The sequence below is a fragment of the Rhodospirillum rubrum ATCC 11170 genome, assembly GCF_000013085.1.
GTDB lineage: Bacteria > Pseudomonadota > Alphaproteobacteria > Rhodospirillales > Rhodospirillaceae > Rhodospirillum > Rhodospirillum rubrum.
In genome coordinates, this window is record NC_007643.1 from 595,139 (window position 1) to 611,773 (window position 16,635).

Genomic DNA, 16,635 nt, shown 5'->3' on the forward strand with positions numbered 1-16,635 from the left:
TTTCGGAAAATTCATCAAAAATAGCCAACTCTTCGGATCGCCGCACCGCCAAACGCGTTGGTGGCGCGCAAACAATCCGAGGGGGCCACCGTGACGAATTTTCCACAAAGCATCGCCTTGTGTGTCCCTGGCCGTCGCCGAGGTGCCCGATGAGCGCGCCGTCGACGCCCCTGGTTTGGCCGGGTCAGCCCTTTCCCCTGGGTGCGACCTGGGATGGATCGGGGACCAACTTCGCCTTGTTCTCGGCCCATGCCGAAAAGGTCGAGCTCTGTCTGTTCGACCGGGCGGGCCGCAAGGAAACCGCCCGCATCGTTCTGCCCGAATATACCGACGAGATTTGGCACGGTTATCTGCCCGACATCCGCCCCGGCCAGATGTACGGCTATCGGGTTTATGGACCCTATGATCCCAATGCCGGCCACCGCTTCAACGCCAATAAGCTGCTGATCGACCCCTACGCCAAATCGCTCAAGGGCGAGATCCTGTGGCATGACGCGCTGTTCGCCTACAAGCTCGGCCATCCCGATGGCGATCTGACCTTCGATCGCCGCGACTCGGCCCGCCATATGCCCAAATGCGAGGTGGTCGATCCGGCCTTTACCTGGGGGCGGTCGATGGAGCCGCATCCCTGGCATGAGACGGTGATCTACGAAATGCATCCGCGCGGCTTCACCATGCTCCACCCGGGGGTGCCCGAAGAGCTGCGCGGCACCTTCGACGGCCTCGCCCACCGTCGCGTCACCGATTACCTGACCGATCTGGGGGTGACCGCCATCGAACTATTGCCCGTCCATGCCTATGTGCAAGATCGCCACCTGATCGATCGCGGGCTGACCAATTACTGGGGCTATAATTCGATCGGTTTCCTCGCCCCCCATGCCACCTATCTTGGCCATGGCCGCACCGCCTCCGCCTTCAAGGCCTTCGTCCAGAAGATGCACGACGCCGGGCTCGAGGTGATCCTTGATGTGGTCTACAACCACACCGCCGAGGGCAATCATCTGGGGCCGACCCTGTCGTTCAAGGGCATCGACAACCGCTCGTATTATTATCTGATGGGCGAAGACCTCCGCCATTACAACAACTTCACCGGCACCGGCAACGCCTTGGAACTGCGCCACCCGCGCGTTCTGGGCATGGTGATGGACTCGCTGCGCTATTGGGCGACGGCGATGGGGGTCGATGGTTTTCGCTTCGATCTGGCGACCACCCTGGCCCGGGTCGAAGGGCCCTTCACCGAACACGCCGGTTTTCTGGACGCCGTGGCCCAGGACCCCGTGCTCAGCCACGTCAAGCTGATCGCCGAGCCCTGGGATACGGGCCTGGGCGGCTATCAGGTCGGCGCCTTTCCGCCGGGGTGGGCGGAATGGAACGACCAGTATCGCAATACCATTCGCAAGTTTTGGAAGGGCGATGACGGCCTGTTGCCGACGATGGCCGGGCGGTTTTCGGCCTCCTCGGATGTCTTCAACCGCCGGGGCCGTCGGCCTTGGGCCAGCGTCAATTTCATCACCGCCCACGACGGCTTCACCCTGGCCGATCTGGTTTCCTACAACGGCAAGCACAACGAGGCCAACGGCGAGGACAATCGCGACGGCTCGGACGACAACAACTCGTGGAACTGCGGCGCCGAGGGGCCGACCGACGACGAGGAGATCAATACCCTGCGCCGCCGCCAGATGCGCAACATGCTGGCCACCCTTTTGCTCTCCCAGGGCACGCCGATGCTGCTGGCCGGCGACGAATTCGCCAATAGCCAGAATGGCAACAACAACGCCTATTGCCAGGACAACGCCCTAAGCTGGCTGGACTGGGACGGCATCGACGAAAAGGCGCGCTCGCAGATCGCCTTCGTGACCAGCCTGCTGCGCCTGCGCCGCGAACATGTGGTCTTCCACCGCACCCGCTTCTTTACCGGCTCGGTGATTCCGGGAACCGAGGTCAAGGATGTCGTCTGGTTGCGCCCGGACGGCGAGGAGATGACCGAGGCCGATTGGGGCAATTCGGTCAGTCAGGCCCTGGCCATCCGTCTTTCGGGCGAAGCCGGCCTGACCCACCTGGATCGCCGGGGCCGTCAGCAAACCGACGATACCTTCCTGCTGGTGCTCAACGCCAGCCACACCGAGGTCGTCTTCACCCTGCCCGAAGGCGGACGTTGGGAAACCGTTATCGACACCATGGACGAGGATGGCCAGTCGAGTCTGCCCAAAGCGGATGGCGGGACCATCCGCGCCCTGCCCGGGCGCAGCCTTCAGGTGCTGCGCTGCCGCGCCGCCCATGGGAGATCGGCATGACAAGACGGTTTGGCGCCCGGGTCGAGGGCGATGGCGTGCGGTTTTCGCTCTGGGCCCCCGCCGCCGAACGGGTTGAGGTGGTTATCGAAGGCGCGGCCGAATCGCGCCCCGTCGCCATGGTGCCCGGCGGCGAGGGCTGGTTTGGCGCCATGGTCGGCGGCATCGGCGCCGGGGCGCTTTATCGCTTCCGCATTGATGGCGCCGATCTGGTGCCCGATCCAGCCTCGCGCTTCCAGCCCCGGGACGTGGGCGGCCCCAGTCAGGTGGTCGATGCGAGCGGCTATGCCTGGAAGACCGACGGCTGGAAAGGCCGTCCCTGGGCGGAGACGGTGCTTTACGAACTGCATCTGGGCACCTTCAGCCGTAAGGGAACCTATGAGGGGGCGCGGGCCCGCCTGGGGGATCTGGTCGATCTGGGGGTTAGCGCCATCGAATTGATGCCGCTGGCCGATTTCGTCGGTCAACGCAATTGGGGGTATGACGGCGTGTTGCCCTTCGCCCCCGACAGCGTCTATGGCACGCCCGAGCAGTTGAAGGCGTTGATCGACGCCGCCCACGGCCTGGGGCTGATGGTTTTTCTTGATGTCGTCTATAATCACTTCGGCCCCGAGGGCAATTGGCTGGGGCGCTATGCGCCAAGCTTCTTCACCCAGGCCCACCAGACCCCCTGGGGGGCGGCCATCGATTTCGAACGGCCCGAGGTGCGCGATTTCTTCGTGGCCAATGCTTTGCAATGGCTGGAGGAGTATCGCTTCGACGGCCTGCGCTTCGATGCCGTCCACGCCATCCTCGATGCCGAGGAACGCCATATCCTGGGCGAGATCGCCGTGGCCGTCCGCGAGGCCTTGCCGGCGGACCGCCACGTCCATCTGGTGCTGGAAAACGATGCCAATGAAGCCCGCCGGCTGATCGGCGGAACCGACGTGGTGGCGGTGCGCGGGCGTTATGACGCCCAGTGGAACGATGATATCCACCACGCCTTCCATGTGGTGGCCACCGGCGAGACCGGCGGCTATTACGCCGATTACGCCGCCCAGCCGCTGGCCCATCTTGGTCGTTGTCTGGCCGAAGGCTTCGCCTATCAAGGCGAGTCCTCGGCCCATCGCGGCGGCATGGCGCGCGGCGAGCCGACGACGGCGCTGCCGCCGACGGCCTTCGTCGCCTTTCTGCAGAACCACGATCAGATCGGCAATCGGGCTTTGGGGGAAAGATTAAGCACCCTGGCCGCGCCCGACCGGTTGCGCGCCCTGCGCACGATCTTGCTGCTCGGGCCGCAGATCCCGATGCTGTTCATGGGCGAGGAATGGTCGAGCTCGCGGCCCTTCCTGTTCTTTTGCGATTTCCACGGCGATCTGGCCGAGGCGGTGCGCGAGGGGCGTCGGCGGGAATTCGCCGCCTTCCCCCAATTCTCCACCCCGGAAACCCGCGATCGCATTCCCGATCCCAATGCCCCGGAAACCGCCCGGGCCTGCGTGCTCGACTGGTCCGAGCGCGATCAGCCGACGGGCGCGGCGGTGCTGGCCCATCACAAACACCTGCTGGAGCTGCGCTTTGCCAAGATTGTGCCCTTGCTGGGCCGGCTGCGGCCGGGGGGCGGACGCTGCGAGCGCATCGGCGAGGGCGGTCTGGCGGTGCGCTGGGGGATCGACGACGGGCGCGATCTGCTGATGCTGGCCCAGCTTGCCGAGGCCGGATCATTGCCCGGCGCCCCGCCGCAGGCCGATTTGATCTATCGCAGCGACGGCGGCGAGCGGGCCGAAGCGCCCCTTGGTCCGTGGAGCGTGCTTTTCGCCCTGGTGCCGGAGACGAGCCGATGACCGCCGATCTCTATGCGCCGACCGCCACCTATCGGCTGCAGTTCCATGCCGGGTTCACCTTCACCGATGCCGCCGCCCAGGTTGGCTATCTGCGCGATCTGGGGGTCAGCCATCTTTACGCCTCGCCCATTCTCAAGGCGCGGCCGGGATCGACCCATGGCTATGACATCATCGACCATGGCGCGCTCAATCCCGAACTGGGCGGCGAGCGCGGCTTCGCCCAGTTATCCGAGGCGCTGGCCGGCGCCGGCCTGGGGTTGATCATCGACATCGTGCCCAATCACATGGGCATTGGTGCGGCTGATAACGGCTGGTGGCTGGACGTGCTGGAATGGGGGCGCGGCGGACGCTACGCCGGCTATTTCGATATCGACTGGTTTCCCGCCACCCCGGGCTTGCGCGAAAAGGTGGTGCTGCCGGTGCTGGGCGATCTCTATGGCCGGGTGCTCGATGCCGGCGATCTGGTGGCGCGCTTCGATGACGCCGACGGCTCGTTCAGCATCTGGTACCACGAGCATCGCTTTCCGGTCTGCCCGGCGACCTATGCCACTATTCTGGATCTGTGTCTGAAAGAGGTCGCCCTGCCCGAGGCGGCGGCCCTGATGACCGAGGCCCGGCGGCTGCGCGGCACCCCGCGCTCCGATATTCGCCGCAAAGCCCAGCGCACCCGGGGCGAGACCTTCAAGCGCAGCCTGCGCGAGGCGGCCGCCACCCCGGCCCTGGCCGCAGCCCTGGCCTCGGTGACCACGCTGTTCGGACCGGCCGCCACTGACGGCAAGGGGCTGACCCGTCTGCACGCCCTGCTCGAAAACCAGCATTACCGGCCCTCGTTCTGGCGGATCGCCGGCCATGAGATCAATTACCGCCGCTTCTTTCAGATCAATGATCTGGCCGGCTTGCGGGTCGAGGAGAAGGAGGTCTTCGACGCCTCGCACGCCCTGATCGGCGACCTTGTCGGCAGCGGCCGGGTGCATGGGGTGCGGGTTGATCATATCGACGGCCTGCTTGACCCCCATCAGTATCTTGATCGCCTTCAAGGCCTTGTCGCGCCCTTTGCCGAGACCCTGGGGTTCCGGCCGGGGGCCTTTCCGGTCTATGTGGAAAAGATCCTGGAGCACGGCGAAGCCCTGCGCCGCGACTGGCCGACCGCCGGCACCACCGGCTATGACGCCCTGAACGAAATCTCGACGCTGTTCGTTGCCGCCCCCGGGCTGGAAACCCTGCGCGCCCTGTGGCGGCGCGAGGTCGGCGACGAGGCGGCCGATCCGGTGCGGGTGGCGGTGAGAGCCAAGCGTCAGGTGATGGACGAGGAACTGGCCTCCGAGCTCGAGGTGCTGACCGATCAGTGCACCCGTCTGCTCAAGCGCGATCCGCAGACCCGCGATTTCAGCCGCGCCGGCATCAATCGGGCGCTGCGCGAGATCGTCGCCCAGTTCCCGGTCTATCGCAGCTATATCGGGCCCAAGGGGGCGACGCCCGAGGACCGCGCGGTGATCGCCACCGCCATCCGCCGGGCGCGGCGGGCCCGCGCCGTCAGCCATGGGGCGCTCTATGACGTGCTGGACGAGGTGCTGACCGGCCAATGGGGCAAGGGAGTGGGCGGACGGCCCCGGGTGGCGGTCTTGCATCTGGCGCGCAAGGTTCAGCAATATACCGGCCCGGTGATGGCCAAGGGCATGGAGGACACCACCTTTTACCGGGTGATGCCGCTGGTTTCCTTGAACGAGGTCGGCGGTGGTCCCGGTCTCACCCCCCTGGATGGGGCGGCCTTCCATCAGGGGATGGCCGAGCGCCAGCGCTTTCTGCCCCGCGCCCTGGTGGCGACGGCGACCCACGATACCAAGCGCGGCGAAGACGTGCGGGCGCGTCTGCATGGGCTGAGCGAATGTCCCGAGCGATGGGCGGAGCGGCTAAGCGCCTGGCGCGAGATCCTGGCCCCGCTCTGCCAAACGGTCGAAGGCGAGGTTTGGCCAAGCCCGGCCGATCAGATCTTGTTCTTGCAAACCCTGGTTGGCATCTGGCCGGCGGGGTTGGACGCCACGGCGCCGGTGCCGCCGACCCTGCTCGACCGTTTGCGGGCCTATATGCGAAAAGCCGCGCGCGAGGCCAAGACCCATACCTCGTGGACCGATCCCGACGAGGACTATGAAGCGGCGCTGGAGGCTTATGGGGTGGGGGCGCTGACCGGCGAGCCGGCGCCCAAGATCCGCCGCGAGGTGGCCGAGCTGGTCACCCACCTGGAGGGACCGGGGCGGACCACCGCGCTTGCCCAGCTTACCCTGCGCCTGACCATTCCCGGGGTGCCCGATACCTATCAGGGGACCGAGCTTTGGGATGATTCGCTGGTCGATCCCGATAACCGGCGGCCGGTGGATTTCGCCCTGCGCCGGGAAAAGGCCGCCGATCTGGCCGGGGTTGGCGGGGCCGCCGTTGAAAAACTGCTGGCCGATCCGGCGGGCGCGGCGAAGATGCTGGTTCTGACCCGCCTGCTCGCCTTGCGCCGACGGCTGCCCGATCTGTTCCTTGAAGGCGGCTACGAGCCTTTGACCGTCACCGGCAAGGCCGCCGGGCATGTGGTGGCCTTTCTGCGCCGTCACGGCGAGGCCACGCTGCTTGTCGCCGTGCCCCGGCTGACGATGACGCTCTCCGGCGAGGGGGCTTCCGTGGCCAAGGCCTGGGGCGATACCACCCTGGTCCTGCCCGACCGCCTGCCGCTGGAAGGCTGGACGGATTGCCTGTCGGGAGATCGGCTGGCCGATCTCCCCTCCTGCGCCACGCTGTTCGCCCGGCTGCCGGTGGCGGTGCTGCTGGGCTAGAGCGGCTTGCCTGAAATCTGCTTCAGGCCCGCCGCGCTAGGATCTTGATAGCCAAGCAAATCGTCATCGCACTCGGCTCCAGAGTGCTCGGCGAGTTGCTTTGAGCTTATTGGTTGGTGGTGCGGGCGAATTCCCAATAAAGGGCCCGGGCCTTCCGGTAATAGGGACCGGGCTCGAAGGTGCGATCCTCGATCTTCACGCAGGTGCCGACCTTGAAGTAATTGCCGGTGGCGAAGACTTCATCGGCATCGAGCACTTCGGCGAAATCGACGGCGCGTTCGACCACATCGACGCCGTCGTCGCGCAACAGGCGGATGATCCTCTGACGGGTCAGGCCGTTGAGGAAGGTGCCGTTGGGGGCGGGGGTGATCACCTGCGAGCCCTTGGCGAAAAACAGGTTGGTATAGGAGAACTCGGCCACATTGCCCGCCGGATCGAGCATGACGGCGGTCTCAAAACCGCGCTCTTTCGCCGCGCGCACCGCCCGCCCGACATTGGGGTACAGGCAACTGGCCTTGGCTTCGGTGGGCGCCATGTCGCGGGCGGGGCGGCGGAACGGCGTTAGGCAGGCGCTGAAGCCCACCGGTTCGGGCATCGGCGTTTCCCACAGGCACAAAACGAACTGGGCGCTCTCGGCGTCGGGCATGATGAAGCCGGTTTCACCATAGATCATCGGGCAGATGTACAGATCGCCGGCGTCTTCGTAATGGTCCTTGAAGCGGGAGATCCCCTCCCAGGCGAAATCGGCGATTTCGGCGCCGGTCAGGCAGGGTTCCAGCCCCATCAGGCGGGCCGAATGGATGACGCGTTCGCAATGGGCCAGAAGATCGGGGGCGACGCCCTCGAAATAGCGCGCGCCGTCAAAGACGGTGGAGGCCATCCATAGGCCATGGGTGGCCGGGCCGATCAGGGCCGGATTGCCCTCGCGCCAATCCCCTTGTCCATATACCAACGACCGCCTTTGGGCCTGGGCGCCATGATGGGCTGCCATGGTCCGTTCTCCCGATATTTTTTCCAATTGGCTGACCTTGCGGGTTTCCGCAAGGATCGCAAGACTAGGAGAGTAGCCGTCCGCCGGGGGATCTGTCCACCGGCAGAGGCCCCCGGCAGAGAGATGAGAAAGCGCCGAGGCTGGCGGGGGTCCGGTTTTCCCCTCGCCGCCCCGGGGGAGAGCCGCCATATTAGGGATAGGTCGATGCGTTTATGAGTGTGGTATCTTCCCGCAAGCGTGGAAGGCTGCAAAGGGGAGGTGGATATGAACGCCTTGCTGAAGCCGGAGAACTTCAAGCCAAACTATTCTTTGGTGAAACGCGAAGTTTCCAAAATTCATGATCAGTTTTCAATTGAAGATCCGCCGGTCAATCCCGCCGAAATAGCCGAAGGTCTTGGGATCGATGTGCGTTTCGTTGAATTTACGGGGGAACATTCGAAGATTTCGGGATTCTATGATCCGGAAGACAATACAATTTACGTCAATAAGCACGAATTTCCCCTTCGTCAGACCTTTACGATCGCCCATGAACTGGGGCATGCGGTTTTGCATCGGGAATGGGCGAGGGGTGACGGCTATCGGGTGTAGAAACGCTCTCTTAAGTGCTGTAGATGCACGTCTTGTGAGAGAATTTTTCTGTTGTTCCATCATTTCGGTTGAGCCAAAAGCATCGAGTGCCAAAATCTGCGGTTCGCACGCTGAAATAAGTGATGCCGCAACCCACCTTCACTTCGGCATCCCGATGATGAGCAAGTGCTGCCCGCAGGATAATGGCATCGTCGTCACTCACTTTGTCGCCGAGATCATAACGATGGAGCATTTTGTGGAGATAGGCCACCGCATCCTCTTTCTTCTCGAAATGCATGGGTCCCAGGTCAATGGGCTTTGCGGGCATAAAAGCTCCTCCTCATTCTCGGCTTTGTACGGGGATGTCTTGATCATCTGGTGGCAGAAGGCGCTCGCGCAACTCGCGGACGATGATCGTCGGTATATCCATCTCTTCTAGGCGATCACGGCGCTCAGCTACCCACTCGATGCACGTTTCTTTGCTTAGATTGTCTTTCGCGATCCTCTCATACAAAGCGACGGCGCTCATACGGGACAGGCCGAGTTCCATGAGCGACAGTAAGGTTCGGGACGAAACGCCGAACTCGAGCTGAGTTCCGATATCAAGATCATGATCAATCAGGTCATCACGCTTGATCTGACGCAGATGCATATAGAGGACGTCCATATAGGCTGAGATATATTTCGGCGCCTTGAATCTTGCGATCTGCTCAACGAGATCCATCGTATCGCGTATCAATGCGGGAAGCCGAAACTCTTTGCCAACCTTCTGATGCCATTCGATGTTTCTGCGGATCATGGTCGCCAGCGAGAGGCCTTGAAGCCAGTTCACGACCACGAGCGCGTAGAGCCGGTTAAAATTTTCAGGACCAAAAGCAGGGAAGAGATGTGTGTTGATTCTCCCCATGATGGCGACAAACCGATCGTAGCTATCCATGCTTGCTACCTCGGCCGGCAACAAATTCTCCACGTCACCTGAATAAGCGCGGAACGTTTCGAGGAGACGCTGTAGCCCCATCGCGCTCACGCCGGGATGGCGTGCGGCAAGGTCGACATCAATGTCGATCTGTGTGGCCAGACGCTCAAGCGCCTTGTCGAGCTTTACGAGCGATGCGTCGTCATGGCGTTTGGCTAGGTTTGCGGCCGTAATCGTACCAAGGCGCATATAGGTGGTGAGCAGATATGCTCCCACCGGCTCGAACTTATCGGATGGGCCGAGTGCCGACAGGTCATGGCTATCGCGTCCGGAGAGATAGTCAGCCAACTCGTCACCGAGTTCGAGAACTGCATCGCTTTCGCGCTTGATGGGGTATCGTGCACGTTGGGGGACCCCGGTCGGCCAAGCGGTCTTGTCATGTGGATTGATGCAGATGATATTACCCTGAAACTCATCGCCCCAGCGCCCCGCGCGGCCGGCTAGGTTCCAGAAGTCATGCGGCTCCATCGGACGGCCGATTCCTTTGCGGGGGCCACGCAGCACGATAGTGCGACATGAGAGGTTCACACCCTCAATCAGGGTGGAGGTGCATACGAGGAAGCGGATCTTGCCCGATCGGAAGAGCCTTTCGATCTCGATGCGGATCAGCGAGGGCATATTGCCAAAGTGAAAGGCAACGCCGCGCTCGACGAGCGGTGCCAGCCGGAAATTGGGATGCACGCCCTTGCGGGCGAGGTCGGCCAACGCAGCTAGTTCGGTATCAATCTCGTCGGGTGCCGGCAGCAACTGGCTGATCAGATCAGCAACTTTTTCCGATTCTCCCGCAGTATTGGCATATACTAGCGTTCCGCCCCTCTGTCCTGCGGCTGCCGCGATGAAGGCGAGCCGCTTGCGCGACCCCTCTGGTGTACTCGAAAGCTCGAGCGTGCCGATCGGGAGCAGTACATCTTGTTGCCGGACAGCTAAGTTCCAGAGCTTCGGTTTGCGTGGCACTTGGTCTGCCACGATCAGATTTTGGAGGACGGTCGGGGCGTCGCTGTTGACAGCGACGGTTTCCACACCTTCAGGCGCATCCGACAAGAGCTCTTCGGGATTTTGCGTACCAGGGCTGATGAAGACGATTTTGAGCTTCTGATTAGCTCGGGTCGCTCGCTCGATAGCGTCTTGGAGGATCACGCCGCGCTGATTGTCACCGATCTTGTGAGCCTCGTCGACGATGAGCAGATCAATTAAAAAATCCTTGCCGAGCACATTGGCAAGAAGGTGCAGGCGCTCCTGGGTGAATACTAGAACCAGCCGACGGCTACCGGCTCGTGCCGCGTCATATTTTTCGCGCAGGGGAAGGCAGGAGATTTCGATCGGTCCACCTTTGCCGAGTAGCGCCTGAAGATTAGCTTCAATCTCCGAGACAAGGGCGCGTGTTGGTGCGAGGTACACGGCAATGGTCGCCGCGCCCACTACCATTTGGTCGACCAGCCATTGGAGGACAAGGAAGGTCTTCCCCGAAGCGGTCGGGGCGGAGGCCGAAAGCCAATTTGGCATGTTGGCATTGGTCCAGAAGCGCTGCTGGAAATCATTGACCTGAAGCCAAGTGCCGCTCGACTCCACTAGGATCGAGCGCTCCATCTCGCGACGCTGCGCTTCTAGGCGCAATGTCACGCCCAATCGGCCTTCGAGATCTTCTGCAAGCAGGTGGCGCTTGCTGGCTAGCGCGACGGCGCGAAAATTGGATAGCTTGCCGAGGAGGACGGCGCCGGCATCCCTGATGGCCTGTTTGTCTGTTAGCGCGATCGCCCCTGTCGCGATCCGAAGTGCAGCCTCCTGGTCGGTCCGTTGATCGGAACGCGCCAATATGCTGCCTGCCAGCAGCAGGCGCGACCAGTCGATCTCAAGGTGGATCGGATCCGGCTGAAGATTGTCGATCTCGGTGCGGACTGTCATACGTGTGATCGCATCCAGATCCTCGCGGATGCCCTCTTCGCGCAGCCAGGACTGCAGGTCGGCGAGGCTCATCCGCCCTTGATCCCCATGGCCTTGAGAAAGGCAGCTCGGAACCCGTCCGCAGATGGAAGAGGGATGCAAAAGAGCTGGATTTCCATGTCGCTGAGCTTTTCCGCAGCGAGCCGTGCTCCAATCTTGTCACTCCAGTCGGAAAGCGCCCGGCGGGAGCCATCTACAATCTGGTCGGCGAGTACCTTTACATCGCTGGCTGGGTAGAAAGGCGCGTCGAACCCGACGAGGGCCACCCCGCAATATTGGACACGCGTCGACATCTCTGAGGAGCGGTCGAAATAGCGCTTGAGCGCGCCGGTCAGTTCCGAATTTGTGAGATCGGCCTTGTCACTCAGAAGGATCAGATCGCGCTCGCGTTCGGCATCCTCATGTTCCGGCTCGATCAGGAATGGCGCCAGCGATGCAAGGCAGTCGCGGATCGCGTCACCCACCTTTTTGTATATCTTGGACTCGCCCCAATAGAGCTTGAGCGTGCCGCTTGGGGTGACCCCCGCATAGACTCCATCGGCACCATGATAATGCATGCGGGTGTCAGTCTTGAGGTCCATTTTGCACAGTATTTGGGGTAGCTTGAGGAAGCGCTCTGCTAACAGGAAGAGCAGCATTTCGCCCCCTTCTCCGGTATTTGCGAGGTCGGTGAAGGAGCGTTTGGCCCTTTCGACCAACTCTGTTGTAGCCTCGGTGCTGTTATATTTCAGATCCCGAGCCTTGGCGTCGGCTACTTTCGACCGGGGGATCGCATAGTCGACAACAGCGTTGCGCATGAATTCGGCAAGTCGATGCGGCTGGACTCGTCCATTGCCATCCACTGTCAGGCAGTGACAATGGATCTTAACGGTATGGCCCTTGATGGAGACATCGCGCGCAACCAATGTGAGGTGGACATGGAGGGCTTCCGGGTCTCCAGTCAGCGTCGACGCTAGATCAGTTGCAGTAATCTTCGACAGAAGGGCCCCCACCTCCCAACCCATCCCCCACGTGATAGGTTAATTAAGTCAATCTAAGATTTTAGAATGGCCGCGTCTACAATTTTTTGAGCAACTGCGACCGCTCCCCCTTCTCGCCCCCCTGGAAAAAGCGGCGGTCCTGGTGTAGAGGTGAGGGATGAGCAAACAACGCCTTTATCATTTGTGCGCCCGTGACGCTTGGCGGGCCGCCGCCAGCCAGGGCCGTTACGAGGGTTCGGCCCTTGATCGGTCGGATGGCTTCATCCATTGCTCGACCCTTGAACAGGTCGAGGCGACCGCCAATCGCTTTTTCGCCGGGCGGACCGATCTGGTGCTTCTGACCATCAATCCGGCGCGGATCGACGGAGATCTGCGCTGGGAAGCCGCCGCGAGCCGCGACGGCGAGCTTTTCCCCCATGTCTATGGTGTTCTCCCGCTCGAAGCCGTTCTGAGCGCCGAGACGTGGCAGCCCGACCGCGATGGTCTGTTCCGGCTGTCGGTCACCGACGACACCCCCCTTTAGAGCAAATCCCCTTGCGATCTGGAACAGAGTGCGACGACGATTTGCTTCACTATCAAGATTCTAGATCCCGCGAGAGCGGCCCGTGAAACAGGCGATGCCGGGTCTCCGTGACTTCGCCGCTCTTATCCCTTCACTCTCGATCACGGCCTTCGTGTTGGCCGAGGCCCCTTACCGCGGGGTGATCGAGCGGGGCCGGCGGCTCTTTCACGCCCCGGCCCCCGGCTTGCCGGAGCTTCGCCATGGCTGATTGGTATCGCCTCGCTTGGCCGCTGATCTGCGGCCTTGATCCCGAACGCGCCCACCATCTGGCGATTCGCGCCCTGGCCCTTGGTCTGGCCGGGCACGATCGCGCCGCCGATGATCCGGTGCTCGCCTGCTCGCTGTGGGGGCGGCGCTTCGCCAATCCCCTGGGCCTCGCCGCCGGTTTCGACAAGAACGGCGAGGTCGCCGACGCCCTGTTCGATCTGGGGTTCGGCTTCGTCGAGGTCGGCACGGTCACGCCGCGCCCGCAGGCGGGCAATCCGCGCCCGCGCCTGTTCCGGCTGACCCAGGACCGGGCGGTGATCAACCGCATGGGCTTCAACAACCAGGGCATGGAGGCGATGGCGGCGCGGTTCGTCCGCGCCCGGCCGCGCGGCGTTCTGGGGATCAACCTGGGTAAGAACAAGACCACCGAGGATGCCGCCGGCGACTATGAGGCGGGGATCGCCAAGCTGGCGCCCTTGGCCGATTACCTCGTGATCAATGTGTCTTCGCCCAATACCCCGGGGCTGCGCGCCCTGCAGGGGCGCGAGCCGCTGTCCCTGCTGATCGCCCGCGCCCGCGCCGCCCTCGATGCCGCCTGTCCGGGGCTGCGGCCGCCGCTGCTGCTCAAGGTCGCCCCCGATCTGACCGACGAGGATATGGCCGATATCGCCGAGGTCGCCCTGGGGGGCGGCCTGGATGGGCTGATCTGCACCAATACCACCATCGCCCGTCCCAAGAGTCTGGTCAGCGACCATGCCGGGGAAACCGGCGGGCTTTCGGGATTGCCCCTGCGCTACCGCGCCCGTCAGGTGATCGCCCGGCTTTATGGTCTGACCAAGGGCGCCCTGCCGTTGATCGGCGTGGGCGGCATCGGCGACGGCGCCGAGGCCTATGCCCGCATCCGCGCCGGCGCCAGCCTGATCCAGATCTATTCCGCCCTGGTCTATGAGGGGCCGGGGCTGGTCGGCCGCATCAAGCGCGATCTCGCCCAACGCCTGCGCGCCGATGGCTTCGCCAGCGTCGCCGAAGCGGTGGGCGCCGACCACCGCGATCCTAAGGGGGCAAGCGGGAAGCTTGCTCCCCGCTCGCCCCTCTAGGCTGTTGATCGTCAAGCAAATCGTCGTCGCGCTCTGCTCCAGAGCGTCGGGGATTTGCTCCATAAGGACCCCGTACCGATGACCTCCCCCGTCGCCGCGCCGTTTTTCGCCCCTGGTTTGTCCGCTTTCGCCAAGGAGTATGACGCCTTCATCATCGATCTGTGGGGGGTGATCCACGACGGCACCCAGGCCTATCCCGGCGCCGCCGCGGCGCTCGCCGCGCTGAAGGCCCAGGGCAAGCGCACGGTGCTGTTGACCAACGCGCCCCGGCTTTCGGGATCGGTGATCGCCCAGATGGAGGGACTTGGTCTGGGCCGCGCGCTCTATGATGCGGTGATGACCTCGGGCGATGCGGTCAACGCCGAACTGCTGCGCCGCGATGATCCGTTCTTCCAAGGTCTCGGCCAGGCTTGCCTGTTCGTCGGCCCCGAGCGCGATACCAATGTTCTGACCGATACTGGCGTCGCCCTTGTCACCGATCCGGCCAAGGCCGGCTTCGTTTTGTGTACCGGCCCGGTGTCGTTCGACGAAAGCGTCGCCGATTACGCTGCCCTGCTTGAAGCCTGCGCCGCCCAGGGACTGCCGATGGTCTGCGCCAATCCCGACCGGGCGGTGGTGCGCGAGGGCAAGACGGTGATCTGCGCCGGCGCCCTGGCCGATTTCTATGCCGGGCTGGGTCAAACCGTGGTGTCGCGCGGCAAGCCCGATCCGGCGATCTATCGCCTTGCCCTCGAGCGGCTGGATCTGCCGGCCGGCGCCCGGGTGGCGGCGATCGGCGACGGGGTGCATACGGATATGCCCGGCGCCCGGGCCGCCGGGGTCGACGCCGTCTTCGTCACCGGAGGCTTGAACGCCGAGCTTTTGGGTATCCGTCATGGCGAGGCGCCCGACCAAGCCAAGGTCCGCGCCCTGCTGGACGCCCACGCCCTGACCCCGAAAATGGCCATTCCGGCCTTCGTCTGGTAGGGGCCCTGCCAAAGACCTTCGGCCCGACGGAGTCGACGGTTTGGGAGAGATCCGATGACCCTGATCAGAGCGGCGCGGCCCGGGGATGCGCCGTTTCTTCCCCAGATTGAACGCTCGGCGGCGGTGCTGTTTCGCCAGATCCCCGATCTCGCCTGGATCGTCGAGGGGCCCGTCCAATCGGAAGACCGCCATCGTCAGATGATTGAGGAGGGCGCGGTCTGGGTCGCGGTCGATACGACCGATGCGCCGATCGGCTTCCTGAGCGCGCAGAGGCTCGAAAGCGCCTTGCATCTGTGGGAACTGTCCGTTGATCACGACCACCAAGGCCGGGGTCTTGGCCGCGCCCTGGTTGAAGTGGCCAAGGGCTGGGCGATCGCCCGAGGCTACCCGGCCCTCACCCTGACCACCTTCCGCGAGGTCGCCTGGAATGAGCCGTTTTATCGCTCGCTCGGCTTTGTGAGCCTGAGCGCCGGGGATTTGACCGAGGCGTTGCGCGGCCTTCTTGCCAAGGAGGTCGAAGCCGGCCTGCCAAGGGACCGCCGCTGCGCGATGCGCTGCTTGCTTTAGGGCGAGAACTGTTCGTTGAGGATGCGTTCCTCGAGGTTGTGCTCGGGGTCGAACAGCAAGGTCAGGGAAATGCGGCGGCGTTCCTTGACCTCGACGCGCACGACATCGCGGACCTCGGTGAAATCGGCGGCGACCGAGACCGGGCGCTTGTCGGTTTCATTGACCTCGATCACCACTTCGGCGGTATCGGGCAGAACGGCGCCGCGCCAGCGCCGGGGGCGGAAGGCGCTGATCGGGGTGACGGCCATGACATTGGCGCCGATCGGCAGGATCGGGCCATGGGCCGAGGCGTTATAGGCGGTGCTGCCGGCCGAGGAGCAGACGAGCACGCCGTCGCAGATCATTTCCTCAAGCCGCACCTTGCCATCGACGCTGATGCGCAGCTTGGCCGCCTGCCGGCTTTGGCGCAGCAGGGCGACCTCGTTGATCGCCAGGGCCTCGACGGTGGCGCCATTGGCCGTGGTCGCGCGCATGCGCAAGGGATGCAGGCGCACCGGGGAAGCGTCGCGTAGGCGCTCGATCAGGCCATCCTCGCGATAGGCGTTCATCAGGAAGCCAACGGTTCCCCGGTTCATGCCATAGATCGCCGGTCGGCGGTTGATGGTGGCGTGCAGGGTTTCAAGCATGAAGCCATCGCCGCCCAGGGCGACGATCACGTCGGCGGTGGCCGGCGGCACATGGGGATAGCGTTGCTTCAAGCGCTCCAGGGCCTCCTGGGCCTCGGGGGTTTGGGAGGCGACGAAGGCGATGTTATCGACGGAATGCATGGTCAGAGCGGTCCGGCCTGCCGGGAGGGGAGGGGCCACTATAAGGCTCCGCCAAGGCCGGCGGATGAAGAAAAAGGAAAGTTTCGC

At 63.6% G+C, this 16,635-nt stretch carries 13 protein-coding genes; 8 read left to right on the forward strand and 5 right to left on the reverse strand.

Features of this window, described 5'->3' with window-relative positions:
• Positions 1–149: 149 nt before the first annotated feature.
• Genes glgX through treY form a run of 3 tightly spaced genes read left to right on the forward strand, consistent with a single transcriptional unit; the run spans position 150 to position 6,927 of the window.
• Positions 150–2,294: a glycogen debranching protein GlgX gene (glgX, locus tag RRU_RS02650; protein WP_011388263.1), complete on the forward strand. Its 2,145-nt coding sequence runs from the start codon at positions 150–152 to the stop codon at positions 2,292–2,294.
• Positions 2,291–4,111, forward strand: coding sequence for a malto-oligosyltrehalose trehalohydrolase (treZ, locus tag RRU_RS02655; RefSeq protein ID WP_011388264.1), 1,821 nt, complete (start codon positions 2,291–2,293; stop codon positions 4,109–4,111). The genes glgX and treZ overlap by 4 nt, the downstream gene beginning before the upstream one ends.
• On the forward strand, positions 4,108–6,927 hold the full coding sequence (gene treY, locus RRU_RS02660) for a malto-oligosyltrehalose synthase (RefSeq protein ID WP_011388265.1): 2,820 nt from the start codon (positions 4,108–4,110) through the stop codon (positions 6,925–6,927). Before treZ ends, treY begins: the two co-directional genes overlap by 4 nt.
• Positions 6,928–7,033: 106 nt before the next feature.
• Here treY and RRU_RS02665 read toward each other — a convergent pair whose 3' ends face one another.
• A complete protein-coding gene (locus RRU_RS02665) occupies positions 7,034–7,918 on the reverse strand; it encodes a branched-chain amino acid aminotransferase (RefSeq protein WP_011388266.1) in 885 nt (294 codons plus the stop codon).
• Positions 7,919–8,182: 264 nt separating this feature from the next.
• On the opposite strand from RRU_RS02665, the gene RRU_RS02670 reads away from it, so the two are divergent.
• Positions 8,183–8,506, forward strand: coding sequence for an ImmA/IrrE family metallo-endopeptidase (locus RRU_RS02670; RefSeq protein WP_011388267.1), 324 nt, complete (start codon positions 8,183–8,185; stop codon positions 8,504–8,506).
• A 10-nt stretch (positions 8,507–8,516) separates the two neighbouring features.
• Here the strand turns inward: RRU_RS02670 and RRU_RS02675 are convergent, their stop codons facing one another.
• The 3 genes from RRU_RS02675 to RRU_RS02685 are packed head-to-tail and all read right to left on the reverse strand — an operon-like array spanning position 8,517 to position 12,394.
• Positions 8,517–8,783 (reverse strand): DCL family protein, encoded by a 267-nt coding sequence (locus RRU_RS02675; RefSeq protein WP_242519962.1) that lies wholly within the window; start codon positions 8,781–8,783, stop codon positions 8,517–8,519.
• Between the two features lie 42 nt (positions 8,784–8,825).
• Positions 8,826–11,435, reverse strand: a complete 2,610-nt coding sequence (locus RRU_RS02680) for a DEAD/DEAH box helicase (RefSeq protein ID WP_011388269.1) — start codon at positions 11,433–11,435, stop codon at positions 8,826–8,828.
• Positions 11,432–12,394: a HamA C-terminal domain-containing protein gene (locus RRU_RS02685; protein WP_011388270.1), complete on the reverse strand. Its 963-nt coding sequence runs from the start codon at positions 12,392–12,394 to the stop codon at positions 11,432–11,434. Before RRU_RS02685 ends, RRU_RS02680 begins: the two co-directional genes overlap by 4 nt.
• Positions 12,395–12,539: 145 nt before the next feature.
• Here RRU_RS02685 and RRU_RS02690 point away from each other — a divergent pair, with 145 nt between their 5' ends.
• The 4 genes from RRU_RS02690 (at position 12,540) to RRU_RS02705 (ending at position 15,781) form a co-directional block, all read left to right on the forward strand.
• Positions 12,540–12,905: a DUF952 domain-containing protein gene (locus RRU_RS02690; RefSeq protein ID WP_011388271.1), complete on the forward strand. Its 366-nt coding sequence runs from the start codon at positions 12,540–12,542 to the stop codon at positions 12,903–12,905.
• Positions 12,906–13,144: 239 nt separating this feature from the next.
• The gene (locus RRU_RS02695; protein WP_011388272.1) at positions 13,145–14,248 is read left to right on the forward strand and encodes a quinone-dependent dihydroorotate dehydrogenase; all 1,104 of its coding nucleotides are present in this window, start codon (positions 13,145–13,147) and stop codon (positions 14,246–14,248) included.
• A gap of 78 nt (positions 14,249–14,326) precedes the next feature.
• Complete coding sequence (locus RRU_RS02700) at positions 14,327–15,214, forward strand: TIGR01459 family HAD-type hydrolase (protein ID WP_011388273.1); 888 nt, start codon at positions 14,327–14,329, stop codon at positions 15,212–15,214.
• 54 nt (positions 15,215–15,268) lie between these two features.
• A complete protein-coding gene (locus RRU_RS02705; protein ID WP_011388274.1) occupies positions 15,269–15,781 on the forward strand; it encodes a GNAT family N-acetyltransferase in 513 nt (170 codons plus the stop codon).
• On the opposite strand, the gene RRU_RS02710 is transcribed toward RRU_RS02705, so the two are convergent.
• On the reverse strand, positions 15,778–16,548 hold the full coding sequence (locus RRU_RS02710) for an NAD kinase (RefSeq protein WP_014625959.1): 771 nt from the start codon (positions 16,546–16,548) through the stop codon (positions 15,778–15,780). The two genes, RRU_RS02705 and RRU_RS02710, sit on opposite strands and share 4 nt — an antisense overlap.
• Positions 16,549–16,635 lie beyond the last annotated feature (87 nt).

Coding starts and splice junctions, on each gene's coding strand:
- glgX (WP_011388263.1), top strand. CDS start 150: ATGAGCGCGCCGTCGACGCCCCTGGTTTGGCCGGGTCAGCCCTTTCCC.
- treZ (WP_011388264.1), top strand. CDS start 2,291: ATGACAAGACGGTTTGGCGCCCGGGTCGAGGGCGATGGCGTGCGGTTT.
- treY (WP_011388265.1), top strand. CDS start 4,108: ATGACCGCCGATCTCTATGCGCCGACCGCCACCTATCGGCTGCAGTTC.
- RRU_RS02665 (WP_011388266.1), bottom strand. CDS start 7,918: ATGGCAGCCCATCATGGCGCCCAGGCCCAAAGGCGGTCGTTGGTATAT.
- RRU_RS02670 (WP_011388267.1), top strand. CDS start 8,183: ATGAACGCCTTGCTGAAGCCGGAGAACTTCAAGCCAAACTATTCTTTG.
- RRU_RS02675 (WP_242519962.1), bottom strand. CDS start 8,783: ATGCATTTCGAGAAGAAAGAGGATGCGGTGGCCTATCTCCACAAAATG.
- RRU_RS02680 (WP_011388269.1), bottom strand. CDS start 11,435: ATGAGCCTCGCCGACCTGCAGTCCTGGCTGCGCGAAGAGGGCATCCGC.
- RRU_RS02690 (WP_011388271.1), top strand. CDS start 12,540: ATGAGCAAACAACGCCTTTATCATTTGTGCGCCCGTGACGCTTGGCGG.
- RRU_RS02695 (WP_011388272.1), top strand. CDS start 13,145: ATGGCTGATTGGTATCGCCTCGCTTGGCCGCTGATCTGCGGCCTTGAT.
- RRU_RS02700 (WP_011388273.1), top strand. CDS start 14,327: ATGACCTCCCCCGTCGCCGCGCCGTTTTTCGCCCCTGGTTTGTCCGCT.
- RRU_RS02705 (WP_011388274.1), top strand. CDS start 15,269: ATGACCCTGATCAGAGCGGCGCGGCCCGGGGATGCGCCGTTTCTTCCC.
- RRU_RS02710 (WP_014625959.1), bottom strand. CDS start 16,548: ATGCATTCCGTCGATAACATCGCCTTCGTCGCCTCCCAAACCCCCGAG.